Origin of the sequence: Streptomyces sp. NPDC017520 (assembly GCF_044329855.1) — a bacterium.
Taxonomy (GTDB): domain Bacteria; phylum Actinomycetota; class Actinomycetes; order Streptomycetales; family Streptomycetaceae; genus Streptomyces.
Map to the genome: position 1 here is coordinate 112,698 of NZ_JBIRKB010000003.1, position 20,536 is coordinate 133,233.

The following is a 20,536-nucleotide window of genomic DNA, read 5'->3' on the forward strand; positions in this document are numbered from 1 at the left end:
GTCCCTGTTCACCCGAATGAGTAGGGAATCGGACGACTCGTCACCCGGCGGATACGCTCCCTGAATGGATACCAGGCGGCTGCTCCGCACCTTCGCCCTCGGGATCGGCACTGCCGGCCTCCTCATCTCCGGCTGCAGTGGCAGCGGCTCGTCGCCGAGCGCTTCGGCCACCGGCACGGCGGCCCCCGAGGGGCTGTCGTCGTACTACGCGCAGAAGCTGAGCTGGCGCGACTGCGGGGTGGAGGGGTTCGAGTGCGCGACGATGAAGGCGCCGAAGGACTACGACAAGCCGGATGGCGGCGATATCGACCTCGCCGTCTCCCGCAAGAAGGCCACAGGACCGGGCAAGCGGATCGGCTCCCTCCTGGTGAATCCGGGCGGCCCCGGCGGCTCCGCGATCGGCTATCTCCAGGGGTACGCGGCCCTCGGCTATCCGGCCCAGGTGAGGGCCCGCTACGACATGGTCGCGATCGACCCGCGCGGCGTGGCCCGCAGCGAACCCGTCGAGTGCCTCACGGGGCCGGAGATGGACGCCTACACCCAGGTCGACCAGACGCCCGACGACGCGGCGGAGGTCAAGAAGCTGAGCGCGTCCTTCGAGAAGTTCGCGGCGGGCTGCGAGAAGCGGAGCGGCGAGATCCTCCCGTACGTCTCCACCGTCGACACGGCCCGCGACATGGACGTCCTGCGGGCCCTGCTCGGCGACGAGAAGCTGAGCTACGTCGGGGCGTCGTACGGCACCTTCCTGGGCGCCACCTACGCGGACCTCTTCCCGGAGCGGGCCGGCCGCCTCGTCCTGGACGGGGCGATGGACCCCTCCCTGAAGGCCATCGACATGAACCGCGACCAGACGGCGGGCTTCGAGGGGGCCTTCCAGTCCTTCGCCGCCGACTGCGTCGAGCAGCCGGACTGCCCGCTCGGCACCACGTCCACCGCCGACGCGGCGAAGGCGCTGAAGCAGCTCTTCAAGGACCTGGACGCCAAGCCGATCCCGACCGGCGACGACCGCGAGCTGAGCGAGTCCCTGGCCACCACCGGCGTGATCGCCGCCATGTACGACGAGGCGGCCTGGCCGCAGCTCCGCGAGGCGCTGGCGGGCGCGCAGCGCAGCGACGGCTCCGGCCTCCTGTCCTTGGCCGACGGCTACTACGAGCGCGGGCCGAACGGGAAGTACGCGAACCTGATGTTCGCCAACGCCGCCGTGAACTGCCTCGACCTGCCGCCCGCCTTCGACGGCCCCGACGCGGTCGAGAAGGCGGTCCCGGACTTCGAGAAGGCCTCCCCGGTCTTCGGGCGCGGCTTCGCCTGGGCCTCCCTGAACTGCGCCTCCTGGCCCACCGATGCCACGGGCACCCCGCACCGCACCGAGGCGAAGGGCGCCGACCCGATCGTGGTCGTCGGCACCACCCGCGACCCGGCCACCCCGTACAAGTGGTCCGAAGCCCTGGCCGAGCAGCTCTCCTCCGGCACCCTGCTCACCTACGAGGGCGACGGCCACACTGCCTACGGCCGGGGGAGCGACTGCATCGACACGGCGATCAACACGTACCTCCTGGAGGGCACGCCGCCCACCGACGGCAAGAAGTGCACCTGACCCCCCGCCCCTCCGACCCGCCCTGACCAGCGCAAACGCCTCCGAGGACGCCGTGTGCGGAGCACCCCCGGAAACTGTGTAGACTTGGCCCCGCTGCTGATCGCACCATGGTGCGACAGGGCGCGCCGCCTTAGCTCAGTTGGCCAGAGCAACGCACTCGTAATGCGTAGGTCTCGGGTTCGAATCCCGAAGGCGGCTCAGCTAGGAAACCGCAGATCAGACGCGGTACGCGACTGGCCCCCGACAAGATCACCGTCGGGGGCCAGTACGCATTTTGTACGTGCTACTTCGCCTAGGCCTCGACCGTGACCGACGCATCCTTCATCGCCAGTGCGACGAGTCGGCCCGCGTCGAGGGCGTCCGCGACCTCGTCGAGGCGATCCGGGAACAGATGCCCGTAGATGTTCAGCGTCATCGACGCGTCCTTGTGCCCCAGCATCAGCTGGATGACCTTCACGTCGGCGCCGGCCGCGATGGCGAGCGACGCCGCGGTATGCCGGAGCTTGTGGGGCGTGATGCCCATGCCGCCGAGCCCGGCTTCCTTCACCGCCGGATCGAAGACCCGGTTGCGGAAGTTGTTGTAACGCAGCGGCCCGCCCTCCGGAGCCGTGAACAGCAGGTCGCCCTGCCCCTTGCCGCGCGCGAGGGTGCCCAGCTCGTCAGCGAACGACCGGGGGATCGGAACCGAACGCTTCTCGTGATTCTTCACCGGGCCGAGCTCCAGCACCCCGCCCACGTCGGTGAAGTTCTGGACGATCCGGATGCGCCGCTTGGGGACCAGCAGCCGGCCCGTCTTGATGGCGGACGCTTCGGCCCACCGGATCCCGCTGTACCCCAGCGTCAGGATCATCAACCGGTAGTCGCCCGCCGCTAGGGCCAGGCGCTCCAGCTGGTCGTAGGTGAGGTAGACATGCTCGTCCTCATCGTCCGGCCGGGGGAGTTCGTGGTCGTGGCACGGGCTCGTGCTGATCCGCTTCGAGAACACGGCGTGCTTCATCACCATGGACAGCACCCGGTACGCCTTGATGATCCGGGCCGCCCCGAGGATCTTCCCTGCCTTGCCGGGCTTCGTCTCCAGCTCGGTCAGCCACGCGGACACGTCCTCCCACTGAATCGCGGCGACCTGCCAGTCACCCCACTTCGGGATGACGTAGTTGTCGAGGAGATCCCGGTAGTCCCGGCGGGTGGTCCGGCCAACCTTGCGTTTCGAGGTGAACCACTCCTCGGCCACGATCTTCGTCGCGGCCTTCCCCGACTTCGGGTCCCGGTAGGACCCCTTGTCGAGACGGGCAGTGATGGCGTGCATCTCGGCCTCGGCCTGCGGGAGCTTCCCGAACGTGGCCGCCTTGCCCTTGCCGTCCGGCCCGTACCAGCGGACCCGCCACCTGCCCGGTGGCCGGCGCTTACTGCCGTTCCGCTTCGCGTCCTGCCACTTCTCCATCGCCTCCAGGTAGTCGGCGTGGTTCTCCCGGTCCTCAATCCATACTCGGGCCATCGCCGCCACCCTCCCCAGCCTTAGACCCGACACCGTCACGGAGCATCGACAGCTCGTTGCGCTCGACAGCGATGCGATCCACCTCGACCCGTGCCCGATCCAGAGACGTGCGGGCCTGGTCCAGCAGGTCAGCGAACTCCTGATCGCTACCACCCTCGACGGACCAGCCGGCGTAGACGACAAGCCGGGTCACGTCATCGTGAGCGGCCTCGATCGCCCGCCCGGCGGGGTGCTGTCGGGCTTCGCGAGCGTCTGGGGGCAGCGACGCCAAGGCGTACTGCATCTCTGCGGTGCGAGTCTCGGTCGACGGCGTTTTGAGCGGGCGTCGGTTGCTGGCCCATGCCCATGCCACGTCAGCCGGAACGACGCCGGCGCCGGTGATGCCCACCCGATCCCGCGGCGAGTCCTTGAGCGGAAGCAGAAGCGCCGCGGGTGACACGCCGAAGACCACGGCGAAGGCTGCGAGGTCATCAGCGTCGACCCGACGACCACCCGACTCGACGCGAGAGATCCCTGACTGAGGGATCGGGCGACCCGCTGCGCCCATGCGTTGGGCCAGTTCATACGTGGTCCAGCCCCGCGCCTTGCGCAGTCGGGCGACGTTCCTCTTCACCTCTTCGCCAGTGGCGGCGATCTGAGTAGCGGCCGGCCCGCGCTTCTTCTGCTCATCAGTCATGCGGACCAGTTTATGCGGCTTGACCCGCTTCAGTGTCTGCCTAGGTGGTGCTAGTCTCTGGCTCATGGCCTAACTCTAACATTAGGCAATGCAAATCCGCATGACTGGAGTAGGGAAAACGTGATGGCTGATGAGCTCCTTGAGCCGAAGCGAGTCCACGCCGAGTACGGCTTCACCGCTCAGACCCTCGCCAACTGGCGGTGGATGGGCATCGGGCCCGACTACATCAAGACCAGCCCCGGCCGCTCCGGACGCATCAGGTACCGGCGCAGCGTCATCGAGGCATGGCTGAACGCCCAGACCGTCAACACGGCCGACGGCGCCGCATAGAAACGGCCCCCACCAGGTCACCGGTGCTCGAACACCGGCAGGCAAGGGCCGTCAGCCCCGTACACGCCGAAGCCCCGGCTCATCGCTCGCCAGCGACCGGGGCTCCAACGAAAGGACTACCCACCCATGGTGACACAACCGCTGGACGACTTCGACGGCATCAGCTTCACCTTCACCAACTGCGGAGCGCTCCGCCGCGCCGTCGACGCCGCCACCTCCAAGGCTCGCCGCGAAGGCAAGACCAGCTGGGCCGACACCCTCGTCTTCGACGCCTGGCTCAGCCTCCCGGACAACGAGCAGCGCGCCGCCGTCAAGGACCTCTGCACCGCCTACTTCCTCAAGCTCAACGAGGAACGCCGCGCCCACGAACACGACGCGCTCGGCACCAGCGGCACCTACCTGGAGCCCGACGACCTGCCGCTCATCCACGAAGCCCTGATGAACGCGGCACCCATCGACGAAGACACCGTCATCGACGGGTTCCTCGGCGACTCCATCGACCGGCTCCTGAAGGAACTGGAACTGCTCCGGTACCGGCTCGCCATCGCCCAGCACGAGAGCAACTGACGTGCCCCGGCCCGGCCCCCACAACCGAGGCCGGGCCACCACGCCCCATCCCCGTCGCGAGACGTTCCCCGCCCCGTCTCGCTCTCGCGAACGGACACCACATGAGCAAGCCCAACGGCCACTGGCCGATCAACACCCCCGTCGACCTCGACGAGACCGAGCAGCAGGGCCGCCAGCACCTCCAGCTGGTCAAGGAACGAGCCCGCTGCCTGATCGTCCGCGACAGTATCCGCGCGCACCTCGCCGAACAGCCCAGCCCCCGCGCCGTGCGGCTCGTGCAACGCCTCTACACCGACGACGTCGACCGGATGGCCGCAGACGCCATCACCGCACTCACCAGCACGGAGACCGATCTAGTGAGCCGCAGCCACACCCCGCGCGACGCCACCCCCGGCGGTGCGGCATGAACCTCGATACCCCACTGTGGTTCGCCCGCCAGAACATCCACGTCTTCCCCTACCGGCCCGACGACAACAAGCCCTACGGCAACTGCACGCACTGCTCGCCCACCCTCCGGGGCACCAACACACCCAACCCGGACTACGTGCTGCACGACCCGCGCAAGTGCCGCTGCATCGCCAACGGCGGACGCTGCCACGGGCTGCACGCAGCCACCACCAACCCGGACACCATCCGCATATGGCACAAGGAAACCCCCGACGCCAACTGGGGCGCCAACTGCGGGCGCTCCAACATCGTCGCCATCGACCTCGACGCCCACGGCCACGAACCCCCGCAGGACGGGGTGTTCATCCGCGGCGAGACCATCGACCCCGCAGGGATCAACGACGGCCTCGACGTGTTCGCCGCCCTGTGCGAACTGCGCGGCCGGTGCCTGCCCTGGATCGAGCACAACACCCTCACCGTGCTCACCAAGTCCGGCGGACTCCAGGCCTGGTTCCGGGTGCCCTACGGGTACGAGTGGCGCGGCGGCGACTCCGTCCGGGCCGGGTTCGGATGGCAAGCCGACTTCAAAGCCGGCGACCAGTCCGTCACCCTGCCCGGCACCGTCGTACCGAAGGGCACCTACCGGGCACTCGGCGACTCCCGGACCATAGCGCCACTGCCCAGGTGGTTGCGCACCGAGCTGGAACGCCTCGGCCGGTGGGTCGACCCCAACCCGCGCCCCCGGCACGTCGCACCACCGGAGACGCCCAAAGACCTCAGCCGGTACACCGCGACGGCCCTGGAACGGGAACTTGCCGACCTGGCATCCGCCCAGCCCGGGGCGTTGCACGAGTCCGTACTGACCTGCTCGTACAGCATCGGCCAGCTGGTCGGCGCCGGGCTCATCGGGCAGGACGACGCCCACCAGGCCATCACCGCCGCAGCAGCGCAGGCCGGGGTCAGCCCCGACGAACGCAAAGCACAAAGCACCATCCGGGACGGCCTCAACGCCGGAATGCGGTCGCCCCGCCAGATCGGAGAACTCGTATGACAGCCGTATACGATCCGGCCACGATCGCCGCACAGCTCACCGGACACCTCGGCCAACGCGCCCGCTGCGAACGCCACCCCGAACAGGTGCAGCCCTGCCAGCACGTGACCTGCCGCCCGCCCGACGAAGACCAGGCCGAGCAGGACGCCCTCGACGAGTTCGACGAGGGCAACGACCCGGGCAAGGACGACAAGCCCGAATCCGAACTCGCACGCAAGCTCGCCATGCTCAAGACCCCGGACGCCATCTGGAAGCACTCGCACATGCGGTACGCCGAAAAGGTCGCCAGGTCGGTAGGCGTCAAACGGGAAGGCATCTTCGTCAGGCTCGGCAACCGGGCCGCAGTCCTCGCCGGGCCCAACGTCTGCGGATCGATCAACGAGCGCGGCACCTTCCCTCTCACCACCATCAACGTCATGGTCGGCCGATCCGGCGCCGGGTCCAACGTCACCGCCAGAGCCGTCGACAGGGCGTTGCCCGTACCCGCGAAGCTGCTCACCCCCGTGCGGGCAGTGGAGACCGCCGACCAGGTCAACGACCTGGACTGGGGGTACAAGGCACTGAAGCCGGCCACCGGGTCGGCGCTGCTGGCGAACATGCAGCGGCTCGTTCCGGTGACGCAGGAAGAGGACACCGAGCCGGTCATCGCCTACCTGCCGCGGGTGGAGTTGAGCTACACCGAAGGCGAGACGCTGCTCGGCACCATGAGCAAGTCGAAGTCCTCCGGATCGCAGGGCGCGGCAATCGCCCCGTACATCCTCGACGGCTACTTTGGCGACCCGCTCCAGTACGACATCACCAAGTCCGAGGAGCGGGCGCCGATCCCGGCCCGCGTCTACACGATGGCGACGAACGCCTACTTCCAGGTGGAGTTCATCGGCACCGTGATGGAGCAGACCACCGGGTTCGTGCAGCGCGCCAACTTCGTACCGCTCATGAAGGAACGCGGCGACGAGAAGCGCATCGCCGCAGCCCGCGCCCTCATCAACGGGGGCACCATCCCCCTCAACGACCGCGAGAAGCTGCTGTCGACCATGGGGGAAGCCCCGAAGCACCCTGGCCCGCTCAAGGGGGCGGAGGAGTTCCTGCTGCGGGTCTCAGGTGCACGGTCGACGCCGACGACGGTCATGAAGATGTGCACCACCATGGCCGAGGAGATCGCCCTGATCCAGGCGGGCATCGATGAGGGCCTGGCCCAGGACGACCCGGAGTCGTCGCACAAGGCAGTGGCCATGTACCGCATCGCTTCCCAGTCGGCGCTGCTGCGCTACTCGCACGACATCAACGAGGACGACTGGGCGATCGCCAAGGCGTTCTCCGCCCTCGACCAGCAGACCCGCGAGGTCTGCCGGGCCTGGGGCGAGCTGATGCGGCAGAAGGACGACGCGGAGGACAACGCGAAGACCGCCCGCCGCACCCGCACCGTCGAGGACCAGCGGGCCTTCCAGCGGGGCGAGCACACCAGCGTCGCCAAGAAGGTCGGTCGCGACCTGATCGAGTACGTCAGCGGGGGGCCGCGCACGGGTCGGCAGATGACGAACCGGATCAACAAACAGGACGTCGCTTACTGGACGTTGATCAGCGGCGGCGGCACGAAAACGACCCTCCGAGACGCGGCCGTCAGGTGGGCCGGGATCGCGAAGGTCGGCACCCTCTACACGCTGCCACCTAAGAGCTGAACTTGTCACTAACTGTGACGAGATCCGCTTTCGAATCGAAAGTGCGGGTTGCGGGTCATGCGGGTCAGTTCATGACCCGCGCCCGCACCCCCTTACTACCCCTATATAGAACAAAACGGACGCAAATCTTGTAGTGGCTTTCCAACGTCACCCGCAAAACGGCAGGTCAAAAGAGAGCGATGTCCGAAACAGAGAGGAGGAGATGACCCGCACGACCCGCATGACCCGCAGATTTCGACCCGCATCCTCCCGTCACCCTCCGTAGACCCGCAGAAGCCATCGTTCCGCACCAAGAACCCCCCTCACCGCTCCTCCAATCGCAGCCCCCAACGAAGGAGATCCCGTGACCGCCTCGCAGCCCACCAACGACCTCACCGAAGCCGAAGTCGTCGGCGCCGTCGGGTACCTCGCCCGCAGCCTCGCCCACCTCCGAGCCGGCCACCCCATCACCGAACTCGACGCCCCCCACGTCATGTACGTCGCCCCCACACAGGCCGACGTCGACAACGCCCGCCACATGACCGGGCGCCTCAACCCCCAACCCGCGACCGTGCCACCGCACTTCGACGGCGCTCACATCACCGTCGACGGCACCACCTACGACACCGCCGACAAGCACGTCGTCCTCTTCGACCACGACGGCTGCGCCTTCCTTACCCTCTACCGCAACGGCCAAGAACTCTCCAACACCGCCATCCCCGCCGACCAGGCCGAAGACCTCGGCGCCACCCTCACCCACGGGGCAGCCACCGGTCAGCTACGGCAGGAACAGCCGGCCGCCACGTTCGAGGACATCGTCGACCTCGACCTCGGCCTCTCGCCCATGTGCCGGGCCGTCATCCAGGCCGAAGCGCAGGACCCCGACCAGCTGCCCATCGTCATCGGCGTGAAGGCGTGGCAGCTCCTCGACCCCGACCAGCAGCGGCACAGCCTCAAAGAGCTCCTGCACGCCTACGTCGACGTCGTCCAACACCAGCGCGACGGCCGCCCCATCCGCTAACCGCGAGCAGCGCGCCCCAAAAGCCGACCGGCGGTTCTAGGCGACTCGAACTAGCCATGGCCGATATGCGCCGAACCCGTAGCGCAAATACCCGCACCCGGACAACATCGACACCCCACCCACACCGAAAGGACCCCATGAGCATCAAACCCATAGAAACCCGGTACGCCGGCCACCGGTTCCGCTCCCGCCTCGAAGCCCGCTGGGCCGTCTTCTTCGACACCCTCGGCCTCAGCTGGGAGTACGAACCGCAGGGATACCTCGTCGGCCCGGAACGTAAGCCCTACCTTCCCGACTTCTGGCTCCCCAAGGAGCGACTGTGGGTCGAGGTCAAGGGATCCGAGGAGCACCTGGACGTCGAACTACTCGTCCACGCAGCCTCGCTCGACACCGGACTGCCCCGGGCCGCCGAGCCGCACATCGTCAGCGAGCACGAAGCCCGCCTGCTGGTCCTCGGGCCACATGGACGCGGCGTCCACGGGCTCATCGACAAGGCCAGCAAGGAACACGTCGGGTACGTGCTGCCCATCCACACAGCCCTGACCATCCGCAAGGGCGACATGTTCCAGAGCCACGCCTGGTTCTCGCAGAACGGCGTGACGGTCGACCCCACTCAGGATCGGATCGCCGACGACTCAGTCGATATCGACTGGGAAGGGCGCGGACACCGATGGGGCAACCTCGTCGGCGGCGGCGGAATGATCTCCGAAGGCCAGTTCGACGAGGCGGTCATCGCCGCATACCGGAGCGCCATTTCAGCCCGCTTCGAGCACGGTCAAAGCGGCGCCTGACCCGCATTACGGCCGCCCCCGCGGGACTCGGGGGCGGCCACCCCGCAAGGCTCTCATCCACCCCAGCCCCCGCCCCGGAACCTGGGAAGCCGATGAACTCCGAAGACCTCGTGCAGGAACGCATAGCCGCCGCACGACGCAAGATCGCCAACGACAAACGACGCCGCGCCGAACTCGCCGAAGCACGGCAGCACGGCATCACCGCCAGGCACCGGCAGAAACTCGCCCACCTCGCCCGACACGGTCGGCCACTTACTTCCTCGAAGGAAGTCAGTGAGGGGTACACGTCACAGGCGTGTACCCCTGGCCCGGCCAACCGTGGGGAAGATGCCACGGTTGCGGGTCCGCCGCTCGGACCCGCGAACGACAGACCTCCTTCAAGGAGGTCAGTTGTGGGGCTCCAGCCCACAACCTTGGGGCAGCCGCCCACGGTCGCGGAACCCCCGGAGGGTGCTGCGAAAGACAGGGGTCCTTCGAGGACCTCGGCTGTTGCTCAGACGCCTGTCCCGGTACACCCCGCCCCCGCGCGCGAGGCGGCAGCACGTGAGGAGATAGCTGATGACGACACCGATTCCCGATGAGCAGCGGGACCAGGTTGTGGAGCTGGCCCGAGCCGGCCGGGCGCGGAACGAGATCGCCCGAGAAGTGGGGATCTCGACTGCGTCGGTGTCCCGTATCTGTGCGGATGCTGGTGTCGGCTTCGATCGGTCGTTGACGGCGGCTGCGTTGCAGGCCCGGGTGATCGATCTGAAGGCTGCCCGGTTGGGGTTGGCGACGTCGATGCTCGATGACGTGCAGGCGGCCCGGCAGCGGATGCACGGCGCCGACGACAACCGGAACTTCCTCGACGGAGCCAAGGCGGTCGCTGCCCTCGCGGGTACGCACATCAAGTTGGTCGCGGTCGACCGGGATGACTCCTCGGGTACCGAGGCTGCGAAGTCGATGCTCGGCCAGCTGGCTCACGCGTTGGGTGTGGCGGCGGCGGAGGACGTCGACCAGGTCGAGGACGGTGGTTCGGCATGACCGACGACGAGATCCACCTGCGGATCCTGGCGCTCCTGGCCTTGGTAGCCGAGAGCAAGACGGCGGACGTTGACGCGTTCATCGACGACCTCCTCATCGACGATCTGATCCTGTTGGTCGCCGGCCTGGCCGACCTGGCGTTGAGGTCGATTGCCCCGGATGTGCAGGGCCCGGAGCGGCGGGCGGTGGTGTGTGCCGGACTGCGGGCTCAGATCCTCGCCCGGCAGGGGGGTGGCCCGGGTGCGTAGCGAACCGCCGCCGGGTGCCCGTGCTCTGGTGCGTGAGGACGGCAGTGTTCTGGTCCCGGCCCACCTGGCGGGCGAGCTGCTGCGGCGCCTGTTGCGGGATGTGGGTCGGGAGATGGAGGAGACGAACGGTGTCCCGTCCGAGGCGTGCCGGGTCCTGTTCTGGGGCTTGCATATTGCGTCCCGCCGGGAGGACGACGCGGCTGGTTTCGCCGAGGAAACCGAGGCTGCGGGGCCTGTCAGTGTCGAGGTAAGTGCACGTGAGTGGGCGGAGCGGGTTGGTTGCTCTCCCCAGTACGTGAGGCGTTTGGCCCGCACGGGTCGGGTGCCGGCTCGCCGGATCGGGCGGGCGTGGCTGATAGCCGGATCGGCGGCGTTCGTCGCCCGAGGAGAGGACAACGCGGCATGACGAGCAAGGAAGCGGTTGAGGCGCAGCAGCAGCTGGCTGACGCCCAGAAGGAGAAGGCCGAGCTCGACCAACTGATCGGCACCCTGGAGCAGCAGGTGCTCGACGGCGAGGAGTCCGAGGCCGCCCGGCAGCTCGGTGAGCAGTGGGGGCTGCGCCGGCTGGTCGAGCTGCGGCAGGAGCGGGCGGCGAAGCGGCTGAAGGAGGCCGAGGCCGCCGACCTGGCCCGCCGGATGGAGGCGGCCCGTAAGGCTGCGGTTGAGGAGCTGGGCACCCTGGGGGCCCGTGTGGTGCTGGAGAAGTACCGGGTGCTCCTCGCGGCGCTGGACGACTTCGTGTCGACCTGCGGGGAGCGTGAGGCCGCGGTACTCAAGCACAGCCAGGCGCTGCGGCAGGTCGGTGACCAGCGGATGTTGGTGAAGACCGGTGACAGTCGGGTGATGGTGGATGTGCCCGGGGAGCGGTTCGAGTTCGGGCAGTACGAGCCGGGCAACATGCTTGCCCGTGCGGCAGGCGCGGTGCTGGCTGCCCGCTCGGTCAATCACCAGGTGGGGCGCGGCGGGGTGGGCATTGTTCGCCCGTCGGGGGTGCATCCGGTGGAGCTGCTGCTGGCTGTCGAGGCGGGCGAGGACCGGGCGAGCTTCGATGTGAACTGGTCGTCGGGCCAGTGGGCGGCCCGGGTGGTCGCCCACGCTTCGGCGACGGCCAAGGCTGGGGAGGTGGCCTGATGGGTGAGCAGCTGACGGCCGAGGATGTGGCCCGCATGTCGGCGCAGGAGATCGTGGCGGCGGATCGGGCTGGCTTCCTGGAGTCCTTCAAGATGGCTCCGCGGTCGCACGCTCTGCCGTACACGGTGCCGGTGGATCGGGCGACGGGTGCCCCGGTGCCGCAGTTGGGTGCGGCGGCGTTGGCGGCGATGGGGCCGGAGGAGGCCACGGCGGCTATCCGGGCGGGCAAGTTCGCGGCGCTCTCCGCGGGCCACGATGTGCCGCCGCCCGCGCCGGAGGAGGCTTCGGCCCCGGTGCGGTTCGGTTTCCAGTTCGGTGCGCAGCACATCGAGCACATGACCGCCGAGGAGGTTGCCGGGTATCGGGCTAAGGGCAACTTCTACGACTACGACCAGGCGCAGGGCGCTGGAGGTGTGGAGTGAGCGGCCGGTCCGCGGAGGAGCTCCGGCGAATCGTGTACGGCTTGCCGTTGGCGTTCGCCCAAGGCGACGAGGAAGCTGCGGACATCCTGCTGGAGGGCCTGGAGCCGATCGAGATCGAGGCGGTGTGCCAGGCGCTCGGCCGGATGGTGGTGCAGACGGTCGAGGTGTTGTGCGAGAAGTCGGGCGAGCCGGACCCGATGGCGTCCGTGGTCCGCCTGTTGCAGGCGCAGGCGTTGGAGGCCGCCGGCGAGTGAGCACAGCAGTGAGCGCCCGTTCCCGATCGTGGGGGCGGGCGCTTTCTGCGTTTTGAGCGCTTCAACCGGTTCGTGAATCGCGCTTCCTAGGAAACCCCTGAAATACAGAATAATGACCCTTATCCTGTAGTCATGGATTCTCTGCCCGCTGTACCGGAACAGGGGCTCGCTCCCGAGGCGATCACGGCACCGGCCGTGAAGCTCAGGGGGACACCGCCCGCCAACTCCCCGGCATCCCTCATCGAACTCCTCCGCGGCGCCGGCGCGGCCCCGGCCGTGATCGAAGCAACCGACACCTGGCTCATGCGCCGCCCGTCAACCAACAGCCGCACCGCCTACGCCAAGGACGCCGCCTGGTGGCTGGCATGGTGCGCGGCCACCGGCACCAACCCGGCCAGGGTCCGCGGCATCGACGCCGACCGGTACGCCACCGCCCTGCACGACTCGCAGCTCGCCAAGTCGACCCGCGGGCGCCGCCTCGCCGTTGCATCCGCCTGGTACGAGTACCTGATGCGGGCCGACCTTGCCGAGCGGAACCCGTTCGCCGGCATGGACCGCCCCTCGGTATCCGCCGACGACTCCCCGACCCGAGGCATGACGGCCGCACAGCTGGGCGCCCTCCTCAACTACGCCAAGACGTCGGAGAGCCCGCGTACCTACGCGCTGCTCGTCACCCTCGCCACGACGGCCGGGCGCATCGGGTCCGTGCTCGGCGCCACCATCGGCGCGCTGGGGGAAGACGAGGGACACCGGGTCATTGACCTCATTACCAAGGGCAGCAAGAAGAAGCGGTTCGTCCTCGTACCGCTCGCCGTCCAGGCGATCGACGCGTGTCTCGAAGGCCGCGACCGGGGCGACTCCGCCGCGTTCATCTTCGCGACCCGCACCGGCAAGCCCATGGATGAGCCAGCCGCCTTCCGGACCCTGCGGCGCGTCGCGAAGGCTGCGGGCATTCCGCACGCCGGCCAGCTATCGCCACACTCGCTGCGCCACTCCTACGCGACGGCGATGCTCGGGAAGGGGGTTCCTCTCGCCGACGTGCAGGACGCGTTGGGGCACGCCGACCCCCGCACTACCCGCCGCTACGACCGGTCCAGGGGTGCACTGCACCGCTCGCCCAGCTATCGGATGCAGGAGGAGCTGACGAAGGCGATGCGCACGGCTGAAGACTCCTGACGGCGGCGCACCAAGGGACTGAAGCCCTCACCAGGCGGTGGGGGCTTCGTCATGCCGCCTGGCGGGCGGGGTGGCTGAGTCCGGCGTCACTCACGGCCGCCGCGTACAGCTGCGCCCTTTCCTGGTCGGTGAGTTGGAGGACGTCGGCGAGGCGTTCCGCGGCGACGCGGGACGGGGTGCGGTGGCCGCCCTCGATGAGGCAGACGTAACTGCGTCCGAGCCCGGCGGCGATGGAGACGCGGGCCTGTGTGTGTCCGGTGCGTTCCCGGGCGGCGGCGAGCATCGGCCCCAGCTCGGCCGGCGGTGTACGGCGGATACGGACGCGGGCCCTGGTCGCCATCGTCAGACCACCCCTTCTCCTGCGGATCGTAGCTTCAAGGTTACCTAGGAAGTATGATTCAAAGGACAATCGTGCCTATGGCCTTTGAATGTGCCCCTCAAGGCGGGGTGAGGGGCTGGGATCGAAGGAGCGCACCGTGGCCGAACCGACCCTCGTAGGGAGTACCCGGGTCTCACTGGTCCCGGACGTGACCCGGTTCGGCCCGGAACTCCTCGCAGAGCTCCCCAAGGCGGTCAGGCCCGGCGCCGAACGGGCCGGTGACGTCATTGGTGACGTCATCAGCCGGAAGGTGAACGCCGCCGTCGCGAAGATGCGCCCGCGCATCAGGCTCGGCCTCGACCTCGACGACGTCGCGGCGAAGGCCGGGATCCGGGAGCTGACCCGGCCCCGGAAGGTCAAGGTCACCGCCGACCTCGACGACAAGGCCGCGTCCGCCGGCCTCGCGAAGCTGACCGCAGACCGCACGGTGAAGGTCACGGCGCAGCTCGACGACAAGGCGGCAATGGCCGCGGTCACGAAGCTGATAGCCGACCGCACAGTGAAGATCACCGCGAAGCTCGACAGCACCGCCGCCGAGGTGGCGTTGGGGAAGCTGACCCGGGACAGTGCCGTTGACATCAGCGTGTCCGCGAAGATCAACGATGCGGCGTACCGGCGGGTTGAGCGGGCTCTCGACAAGCTGACGGCGGACCGCGTCGTCAACATCCGGGCCACGACGGACACCCGGGTCGCAGCAAACGAAATCCAGAACCTGATCCGCCGGCGCACCGTCCGCGTCGGCGCGGACGTCGACACCAGGGTTGCCGCGAACGACTTGGCGAACCTCACCCGTGCGCGCATGGCCCGGGTCACCGCACGCGCGGACACCACCGCCGCGAACACAGCGCTGACCTTCCTGACCCGCGACCGCACGGCGAATGTCCGCATCCGCACCACGGGCCTGGCGGCGCTCACCGGGTCCCTCGCCTCCCTCGGGTCGTCCGGGGGCGGCAGCGGCGGGCTGGGGCTCCTCTCCAGCCGCATCGGCGCCCTCGGTGCCGCCGGCCTCCTGGCGCTCCCGCAGATCGCGTCTCTCGGGTCGGCTATCGCTCAGCTCGGGCCGCTCGCCGCTCTGGCCGCACCGGCGGTGCTGACCCTGGTGTCGGCGTTCGGTGCGATCAAGGTGGGCACGTCGGGTGTCGGCGACGCGATCAAGGCGGCGTTCGCCGACACGTCCGGCGAAGCGAAGGCCGCCGCCACCGCGACAAAGCAGGTCGAGTCCGCGCAACGGTCCATGGCGAACGCCCAGCGGGGTGTTGCGGACGCTGAACGAAACCTGTCGCAGGCGCAGCGGGCCGCACGCCAGGCACAGGGCGAACTGTCCGCAGCCCGACGTCAGGCCCTCCGCGACCTGGAGGACATGAACCGCCAGCTGCGTCAGGGGGCGTTGGACCAGCGGCAGGCCGCCCTGGACGTGCAGCAGGCAGAGGTAGACCTGGCCGCGGTCCGCTCCGACCCGGCCGCCACCCAGTTGCAGATCCAGCAGGCGGACCTGGCCTTGGTGCGGGCGAAGGCGTCGGCCGAAGAGCAGGCCCGGCAGCAGAAGCGCCTCCAGGTTGACACGGCGGCGGCGAACAAGGCCGGGGTGTCCGACGCCGAGGGAGTCGTCCAGGCGCGGGAGAAGATCCGCACCGCGGGCCTTCAGGTCGCCCAGCAGGAACGCGCTGTGCAGGACGCCCACCGGGCTGTTGCCGACGCTGCCCGCGCGGTGGCCGACGCCCAGTCGAGCGCCGCGGTGCAGACGTCGAAGCTCGACACGGCAATGGCGAAGCTCAGCCCGAACGCCCGCGGCTTCGTGAACACCCTGCGGGCCCTGGCGCCTGCCTGGACCGCCCTCAAGCTTGATGTGCAGGACCGGCTGTTCGCCGGCCTTGGGGAGCGGCTGCGGCAGGTGTCCGGCAGCGCCCTCCCTGTGCTGCGCCAAGGTCTCGCGGGTACCGCCGGCGTCCTCAACACGATGGGGAAGAACGCCCTCACCGCGGTGGAGAACCTGGCGAAGTCGGGCCAGTTGAAGGGCGCGTTCGACGTCGTTCGTAACGGCCTGGGGAACATGAGCCGCATCCCCGGGCAGATCCTGACCGGCCTCACGCAGCTGACTGTGGCCGCCGGTCCCGCATGGGACCGGATCACCGCAGGCGCCGGGTCGGCCATGGACCGGGTCATGGGCAAGCTGGCCAAGGGGCTGGAGAGCGGCAAGCTCGAAGAAGCCATCAACACCGCCCTCGATGTGGCGGTCGCTTTCGGGAAGGTCATCGCCGACGTCTTCGGGATCCTGAAGAACGTCATGGGTGCCGCCGCGAACGCCGGCGGCGACTTCTTCGCCGTGATCGGCGACGCGGTGAAGGAGATCCGCCGGGTCACCGCCCTGCCCGAGGTTCAGGCCGCGCTCAAGGCGATCTTCTCCGCAGTCCAGGCCGTCGCAGGGCTGATCGCCGGCGCGCTGGGGACCGCGATCCAGGCGGTGCTGCCTATCCTCGCCGCCCTCGCTCCTTCGGTAATTCAGATCTCGAAGCTGCTTGGCCCGGCGATCGGCTCACTGCTGGAATCGCTGGGCGGTGCGCTACTTCCGATCGCCGAAGCGCTGGGCCCAGTGCTGGTGGTGGCTACCCAAGCTGTCATCGCCCTGGTTAAGGCCGTGTCGCCGCTACTCCCGGTACTCGGCAAGCTGATCGCCGACCTGCTGCCGCTCGTCACCCCGATCTTCGACACGCTGATCGTCGTCTTCAATGAACTCGCTCCGGTTATAGCCCAGATCGCTGGGATGCTTGGCCCTGTCCTCGGTCCCATCATCAAGGGCCTGTCCGCCGTCATCTCCGAGCTCGCGGGACAGTTCGCTGCAGCGTTCATGCGGGTCCTGCAGCAGCTCCTGCCGATCATCCCGATGCTCGTGCCGCCGCTCATGCAGCTCGGAAAGAGCATCGGCGACATCCTTCTCGCCGTGGCCCCGCTGCTGCCGCAACTGGCTCTGCTGGGAACCGAGTTCCTGATCCAGTTGCTGCCTGCGATCATGCCGCTGCTGCCGCCACTGATCCAGTTCTCGATGCTGATGACACAACTCGCCACGGCGATCATCCTGCGGGTCGTCATCCCGGCGATGAAGCTCTTCATCAAGTCGATGACGGACCTCCGCAAGGACATCCAGCCCGGCGTAGACGCGGTGAAGTGGCTCACCAATGCCATCGCCAAGGCTTTCGAGTGGCTGTACGACTTCCTCCTCGGCCACTCCGTCATCCCCGACATCGTCAACGGGGCCATCCGCTGGTTCACCAACCTGCGCGACGGTGCGGTCCGCATCTTCACGTCGGTACGGGACCGAGTCAGTGAGACGTGGACGGCGCTGTGGGGGGCCGTGAAGTCGACAGCGTCGGCAGCCTGGACGCTGGTACGGAAGGGCTTCGACTCGTTCGCCGAGGGCCTGACGTCAGCGTTCGGCACGCTGACGAAGGGCATCGGGAAGGTCTGGAACGGGCTCAAGAGTCTGGTCAAGGCCCCGGTCAAGTTCTGGATCGAGACGGTCTACAACCAGGGCATCGTCAAGGTCTGGGAGAAGACCGCGGCGAAGATCCCGGGCATCGACCCGCTGAAGGAGATGCCTCTCCCGAAGGGCTTCGCACGCGGTGGGGTCCTTCCCGGATACAGCACGTTCCGCCAGGGTGACGACCAGCTGGTGCCGATGCGCCGCGGCGAGGGCGTGTACGTCTCGGAGGCGATGCAGGACCCGTATGAGCGGGCACGGCTGCACGCGGTGAACCAGGCCGCGATGCAGGGTCGCAGCCTCCGGGCCTTCAGGGGCTTCGCGGAGGGCGGCATCTTCGACGGCATCAGCAACGCCGTCGGCAGCGTCCTCTCCAAGGGTGCGGATGTTGCCCGGGGCGGGCTGGCGAACCTGGCCCAGTCGGCGTTCAAGCCGGTCAAGTCCGGGATTCGCAAGGCGCTCGGGGATAACACCGGCACCTACCCGGGCCTGGTCGGTGAGCTGCCCATCGGCTTGCTGAACAAGGTCGTCGACTACATCCGCGGCAAGGACATCCTGGAGTCCACCGGCCAGTGGATGAAGCCGGTCAGCGCCCCGTATGGGACCCCGTTCGGGAAGCCCGGCCTGATGTGGTCTTCCGGCCGGCACACGGGCCTGGACTTCCCGGCGAAGACCGGCACGAGCATCAAGGCGGTCGACAACGGGCAGGTTCGGACAGCCGCCTCCGGTGGCTCCTACGGCAAGCACATTGAGATCAACCACGGCTCCGGCCTGTCGTCGCTGTACGCGCACATGTCGGCGATGGTCGCGAAGGCCACCGAGGGTGTCACCCGCGGCCAGGTCATCGGGAAGGTCGGGGCCACCGGCAACACCACGGGCCCGCACCTCCACCTCGAAGCCCGGGTCGGCGGCAAGACGGTTGACCCGATGCGGTATCTGGAGGGCGGAACCGGGGGCGAGGCCGGCGCGGGTGTCGAACGGTTCCGCGGTGTGGTCACGCAGGCCCTCGGCCAGGTGGGGCAGTCGCTCAGCCTGGTCAACACCACGCTCCGCCGGATGAATCAGGAGTCGTCCGGTAACCCCAAGGCCGTGAACCGCAACGACATCAACTGGATCAATGGCCACCCGTCGGTGGGCCTCATGCAGGTCATCCGGCCGACGTTCGAGGCGTTCGCGGGGAAGTACAAGGCGACCGGGCCGAAGATGTACGGGGTCAGCATCGATCCGATGGCGAACGTGTACGCGTCGATGCGGTACGCGTTGAAGACCTACGGCAGCCTCTCCGCCGCCTACAACCGGATCGGCGGGTATGCCCAGGGCGGCATTGTCGGCGGCGGGGTGCAGATCAGCACCGGGTACCGGCGTAGCACCGGGTACGCGTCGGGCGGGATCATCCGGGTCGGCGGCAAGAGGATCGACACGGGGCCGATCGCCGCGTCGGTCGGCTCGAACTTCCTGAAGGCCCTGGCTGGTACGGCGAGCAGCATCGACAAGGCCATGACGCAGGTTGCGACGGCGATCAAGAACGCGTTCAAGGGGGTCAAGACGACCCTCGACGACAAGCTGCTGCGGCAGATCTCGACCCAGAACAAGGCGCTCCAATCCCTGGCGAAGCAGCGCGACACCATCGCTGCGAAGATCAGCCAGGCGAAGACGTTCGCTGCTGAGACGACGGCAAACGCCGCCGGCTTCGCCACCCTGACCGGCCTCCCGAACTCGGGGCTCCCGTTCGGGGTGGAAGGCATCCTGTCCGGCTTGCAGGTGCGCCTCGGCCAGCTCCAGGCGTTCTCGGCGAACATTGTGACGCTGGGGAAGCGCGGCCTGTCCAAGGCGTTCATCGGGCAGATCATCGCCGCCGGCCCCGACCAAGGCGCACCGTATGCCGCGGCGCTGGTGAAGGCGACGGACGCGCAGTTGAAGTCCATCAACGCAACCCAGGTGCAGATCGGGAAGGCTGCCACTGCCTACGGGCAGTCCGCCGCCGACGTCATGTACGACGCCGGCGCCATGTCCGGCAAGGGGTTCCTAACCGGGCTGGTCGCCCAAGAGAAGTCGATCATCAAGGCGCTCGCCGACCTGGCCAAGAAGATCCAGAAGACGCTGAAGGTCGAGCTGAAAATTTCCAGCCCCTCGAAGGTCGCCGACCAACTGGGCCGCTTCTTCGGCGGCGGCTTCGAAGGCGGCATCCGAGCCAGCATCCCCGGTGCAGCCGACGCGGCTGCAGCCATGGCCCGCACCGTCCGCTCGTCCGCGGCGGCCACCATGTCACGCACCGAAACGCGCACCGTCAACAACACCAGCGGAGACCGGGTCCTCAACTACAACGCCCGCGTCACCGAGGTCGCCTCGAAGCGAAGTATTCTCGACGCCCTCGCCACTGACGAAATGCTCCACGCCCCCGTCATGAGCGGAGCCAACTGATGCCGATCCTCGTAGCCTCAACGACTCCGCCTGCAGAACGGCAGGGTCATGACCGGGTTCACCGGAACGGGTGGACGCCCCGGCGCGAGCCCGGCATCCTCTTGATCCATGCCGCCTAGCAATCCCCCCGACGAAACCGAACCTGCGCCACGTTCCCGCTTTGCTCTCACAGCCGTAGTAGTAGCACTCGCTCTGATAGCCACAGCGGCAGTCTTCTTTGCCCTCTACTTCTGGACCGAGGCTTCCGACCTTGCCCTTCCGGCAGCGACTGCCATCCTTGCCCTCCTAGCGGTCGTGGGGCGGATGGTGACATTCACCGACAGTCAAACCGCTGCCGTCGGCGAAAGCCGGGAACGCCTAACGCGCGCGGAAGGTGCTCTCGCGGATGCGATCCGCCGTGGGACCCTCACGGGAGTGGACGTCATCATCGGTGGCAG

19 protein-coding genes and 1 tRNA gene are annotated in these 20,536 nt (G+C 68.3%); 17 read left to right on the forward strand and 3 right to left on the reverse strand.

Annotation, left to right across the window (positions count from 1 at the left end):
- Positions 1–64 precede the first annotated feature (64 nt).
- Entirely contained in the window at positions 65–1,594 is a 1,530-nt protein-coding gene (locus ACH4KB_RS08255; RefSeq protein ID WP_398064864.1) for an alpha/beta hydrolase, read from the forward strand.
- Positions 1,595–1,718: 124 nt separating this feature from the next.
- Positions 1,719–1,792, forward strand: a tRNA-Thr gene (locus tag ACH4KB_RS08260).
- Positions 1,793–1,886: 94 nt separating this feature from the next.
- On the opposite strand, the gene ACH4KB_RS08265 is transcribed toward ACH4KB_RS08260, so the two are convergent.
- Together ACH4KB_RS08265 and ACH4KB_RS08270 are read right to left on the reverse strand one after the other, a co-directional pair.
- Positions 1,887–3,089 (reverse strand): tyrosine-type recombinase/integrase, encoded by a 1,203-nt coding sequence (locus ACH4KB_RS08265; protein ID WP_398064866.1) that lies wholly within the window; start codon positions 3,087–3,089, stop codon positions 1,887–1,889.
- Positions 3,070–3,765 (reverse strand): helix-turn-helix domain-containing protein, encoded by a 696-nt coding sequence (locus ACH4KB_RS08270; RefSeq protein ID WP_398064868.1) that lies wholly within the window; start codon positions 3,763–3,765, stop codon positions 3,070–3,072. Before ACH4KB_RS08270 ends, ACH4KB_RS08265 begins: the two co-directional genes overlap by 20 nt.
- Positions 3,766–3,888: 123 nt before the next feature.
- Between ACH4KB_RS08270 and ACH4KB_RS08275 the strand changes: the two genes are divergently transcribed.
- From ACH4KB_RS08275 to ACH4KB_RS08340, 14 genes are all read left to right on the forward strand, one after another.
- Positions 3,889–4,095, forward strand: coding sequence for an AlpA family transcriptional regulator (locus ACH4KB_RS08275; protein WP_161279411.1), 207 nt, complete (start codon positions 3,889–3,891; stop codon positions 4,093–4,095).
- Positions 4,096–4,221: 126 nt separating this feature from the next.
- Positions 4,222–4,662 carry a hypothetical protein gene (locus ACH4KB_RS08280; RefSeq protein WP_398064870.1) on the forward strand — a complete coding sequence of 147 codons (441 nt, stop codon included), beginning with the start codon at positions 4,222–4,224 and terminating at the stop codon, positions 4,660–4,662.
- Positions 4,663–4,763: 101 nt separating this feature from the next.
- The gene (locus ACH4KB_RS08285) at positions 4,764–5,069 is read left to right on the forward strand and encodes a hypothetical protein (protein ID WP_398064872.1); all 306 of its coding nucleotides are present in this window, start codon (positions 4,764–4,766) and stop codon (positions 5,067–5,069) included.
- Complete coding sequence (locus ACH4KB_RS08290; protein WP_398064874.1) at positions 5,066–6,100, forward strand: bifunctional DNA primase/polymerase; 1,035 nt, start codon at positions 5,066–5,068, stop codon at positions 6,098–6,100. The genes ACH4KB_RS08285 and ACH4KB_RS08290 overlap by 4 nt, the downstream gene beginning before the upstream one ends.
- Entirely contained in the window at positions 6,097–7,779 is a 1,683-nt protein-coding gene (locus tag ACH4KB_RS08295; RefSeq protein ID WP_398064876.1) for a hypothetical protein, read from the forward strand. The genes ACH4KB_RS08290 and ACH4KB_RS08295 overlap by 4 nt, the downstream gene beginning before the upstream one ends.
- Before the next feature lie 343 nt (positions 7,780–8,122).
- Entirely contained in the window at positions 8,123–8,779 is a 657-nt protein-coding gene (locus ACH4KB_RS08300) for a hypothetical protein (RefSeq protein ID WP_398064878.1), read from the forward strand.
- Positions 8,780–8,916: 137 nt separating this feature from the next.
- The gene (locus tag ACH4KB_RS08305) at positions 8,917–9,570 is read left to right on the forward strand and encodes a hypothetical protein (protein ID WP_398064880.1); all 654 of its coding nucleotides are present in this window, start codon (positions 8,917–8,919) and stop codon (positions 9,568–9,570) included.
- Positions 9,571–10,128: 558 nt separating this feature from the next.
- A complete protein-coding gene (locus tag ACH4KB_RS08310; protein WP_398064882.1) occupies positions 10,129–10,593 on the forward strand; it encodes a hypothetical protein in 465 nt (154 codons plus the stop codon).
- On the forward strand, positions 10,590–10,841 hold the full coding sequence (locus ACH4KB_RS08315; RefSeq protein WP_398064884.1) for a hypothetical protein: 252 nt from the start codon (positions 10,590–10,592) through the stop codon (positions 10,839–10,841). Before ACH4KB_RS08310 ends, ACH4KB_RS08315 begins: the two co-directional genes overlap by 4 nt.
- A 112-nt stretch (positions 10,842–10,953) precedes the next feature.
- Positions 10,954–11,247, forward strand: coding sequence for a helix-turn-helix domain-containing protein (locus tag ACH4KB_RS08320; protein ID WP_398065605.1), 294 nt, complete (start codon positions 10,954–10,956; stop codon positions 11,245–11,247).
- On the forward strand, positions 11,244–11,972 hold the full coding sequence (locus ACH4KB_RS08325) for a hypothetical protein (RefSeq protein ID WP_398064886.1): 729 nt from the start codon (positions 11,244–11,246) through the stop codon (positions 11,970–11,972). The genes ACH4KB_RS08320 and ACH4KB_RS08325 overlap by 4 nt, the downstream gene beginning before the upstream one ends.
- Positions 11,972–12,394, forward strand: coding sequence for a hypothetical protein (locus ACH4KB_RS08330; RefSeq protein WP_398064888.1), 423 nt, complete (start codon positions 11,972–11,974; stop codon positions 12,392–12,394). Before ACH4KB_RS08325 ends, ACH4KB_RS08330 begins: the two co-directional genes overlap by 1 nt.
- A 47-nt stretch (positions 12,395–12,441) precedes the next feature.
- The gene (locus tag ACH4KB_RS08335) at positions 12,442–12,648 is read left to right on the forward strand and encodes a secretion protein HlyD (protein ID WP_398064890.1); all 207 of its coding nucleotides are present in this window, start codon (positions 12,442–12,444) and stop codon (positions 12,646–12,648) included.
- A 132-nt stretch (positions 12,649–12,780) separates the two neighbouring features.
- Positions 12,781–13,824: a tyrosine-type recombinase/integrase gene (locus ACH4KB_RS08340; protein WP_398064892.1), complete on the forward strand. Its 1,044-nt coding sequence runs from the start codon at positions 12,781–12,783 to the stop codon at positions 13,822–13,824.
- Positions 13,825–13,873: 49 nt separating this feature from the next.
- Here the strand turns inward: ACH4KB_RS08340 and ACH4KB_RS08345 are convergent, their stop codons facing one another.
- On the reverse strand, positions 13,874–14,164 hold the full coding sequence (locus ACH4KB_RS08345) for a helix-turn-helix domain-containing protein (protein WP_398064894.1): 291 nt from the start codon (positions 14,162–14,164) through the stop codon (positions 13,874–13,876).
- A gap of 136 nt (positions 14,165–14,300) precedes the next feature.
- Between ACH4KB_RS08345 and ACH4KB_RS08350 the strand changes: the two genes are divergently transcribed.
- The gene (locus tag ACH4KB_RS08350) at positions 14,301–20,099 is read left to right on the forward strand and encodes a peptidoglycan DD-metalloendopeptidase family protein (protein ID WP_398064896.1); all 5,799 of its coding nucleotides are present in this window, start codon (positions 14,301–14,303) and stop codon (positions 20,097–20,099) included.
- Positions 20,100–20,536: the final 437 nt, after the last annotated feature.

Excerpts from the sequence above, each read along its gene's own strand:
- ACH4KB_RS08330 (WP_398064888.1), top strand. The coding sequence starts at position 11,972 with ATGGGTGAGCAGCTGACGGCCGAGGATGTGGCCCGCATGTCGGCGCAG.
- ACH4KB_RS08305 (WP_398064880.1), top strand. The coding sequence starts at position 8,917 with ATGAGCATCAAACCCATAGAAACCCGGTACGCCGGCCACCGGTTCCGC.
- ACH4KB_RS08320 (WP_398065605.1), top strand. The coding sequence starts at position 10,954 with ATGGAGGAGACGAACGGTGTCCCGTCCGAGGCGTGCCGGGTCCTGTTC.
- ACH4KB_RS08295 (WP_398064876.1), top strand. The coding sequence starts at position 6,097 with ATGACAGCCGTATACGATCCGGCCACGATCGCCGCACAGCTCACCGGA.
- ACH4KB_RS08285 (WP_398064872.1), top strand. The coding sequence starts at position 4,764 with ATGAGCAAGCCCAACGGCCACTGGCCGATCAACACCCCCGTCGACCTC.
- ACH4KB_RS08315 (WP_398064884.1), top strand. The coding sequence starts at position 10,590 with ATGACCGACGACGAGATCCACCTGCGGATCCTGGCGCTCCTGGCCTTG.
- ACH4KB_RS08275 (WP_161279411.1), top strand. The coding sequence starts at position 3,889 with ATGGCTGATGAGCTCCTTGAGCCGAAGCGAGTCCACGCCGAGTACGGC.
- ACH4KB_RS08280 (WP_398064870.1), top strand. The coding sequence starts at position 4,222 with ATGGTGACACAACCGCTGGACGACTTCGACGGCATCAGCTTCACCTTC.
- ACH4KB_RS08310 (WP_398064882.1), top strand. The coding sequence starts at position 10,129 with ATGACGACACCGATTCCCGATGAGCAGCGGGACCAGGTTGTGGAGCTG.
- ACH4KB_RS08340 (WP_398064892.1), top strand. The coding sequence starts at position 12,781 with ATGGATTCTCTGCCCGCTGTACCGGAACAGGGGCTCGCTCCCGAGGCG.
- ACH4KB_RS08265 (WP_398064866.1), bottom strand. The coding sequence starts at position 3,089 with ATGGCCCGAGTATGGATTGAGGACCGGGAGAACCACGCCGACTACCTG.
- ACH4KB_RS08345 (WP_398064894.1), bottom strand. The coding sequence starts at position 14,164 with ATGGCGACCAGGGCCCGCGTCCGTATCCGCCGTACACCGCCGGCCGAG.
- ACH4KB_RS08255 (WP_398064864.1), top strand. The coding sequence starts at position 65 with ATGGATACCAGGCGGCTGCTCCGCACCTTCGCCCTCGGGATCGGCACT.
- ACH4KB_RS08325 (WP_398064886.1), top strand. The coding sequence starts at position 11,244 with ATGACGAGCAAGGAAGCGGTTGAGGCGCAGCAGCAGCTGGCTGACGCC.
- ACH4KB_RS08290 (WP_398064874.1), top strand. The coding sequence starts at position 5,066 with ATGAACCTCGATACCCCACTGTGGTTCGCCCGCCAGAACATCCACGTC.
- ACH4KB_RS08270 (WP_398064868.1), bottom strand. The coding sequence starts at position 3,765 with ATGACTGATGAGCAGAAGAAGCGCGGGCCGGCCGCTACTCAGATCGCC.